This window comes from Chryseobacterium sp. 14P4.3.2, assembly GCF_057799275.1.
Map to the genome: position 1 here is coordinate 1 of NZ_JBYOKO010000068.1, position 809 is coordinate 809.

Here is an 809-nt window from a genome sequence, read left to right on the forward strand (position 1 = left end):
CCTAACATAAATGATACAGTTTATCTAAGAGATTACACATTTAAACAGAACTCCATAGTGCCAATTGATACAATGTACAAAACAATTCCTAAAAAAGGTGAGTCTTTCCAGCAAACTGCTAGAAGACTTCGCAAAACTATTGATTCAGTAAAATCTTCAAAATAATTTAAAATATGGGTAAAATAGTTTTATTGTATTTATTATTTTTTTTAATAATATCGTGCAAAAAACAAGAAGTTAGAAATTTTGATAATCTCAATTCTTCAGAATATTTTTCAATTTCAAGTGAATTAAAAAACTTAAAAAATATTGAAAAAAATAAAATTAATGATTCTCTATATAAGATAACGGGAACATTCAATAACTATGAAATTACAGGATTTGTAGATCATGAAAATATTAGAGTAGGTTGGTGGATAGCTACTAATAAACAATCGAAAGAGATAAATGCTAAATTAGAATATAAATTTGTTGATAATAAAGAGTTTGTTAATCAATACATTTTGTTCAAAAATGGAAAAATAGATAGTACAAATAGTAAATTCTATTGGTTTGATAGGAATAAAAATTTGATTAAATATAATTTTTATATTCCAAATAGCTCTAAAAGTTTAGAACCTGAAGGAAAGCTGAATTATCATATTTATTCCAATGGAACTGAACTAAAACATTTGCAATGTAAGTGTCTACAAATTGAAAATATTTTTAGTTGTGAGTTTCCATATCCAAAAGATATTGAATCTAAAAAAATAATTATTCGTGGAAATTTTTGGGAATTGTTTCAAATGAAAAATGGAAATGTTGGTGAG

1 protein-coding gene is annotated in these 809 nt (G+C 24.2%); it reads left to right on the forward strand.

Annotated features, from left to right (window positions below; genetic code table 11):
• Positions 1–173: 173 nt before the first annotated feature.
• Positions 174–809 (forward strand): hypothetical protein (locus tag AC27VX_RS23825; RefSeq protein WP_488698469.1); only part of this gene is annotated, 636 nt, incomplete at its 3' end.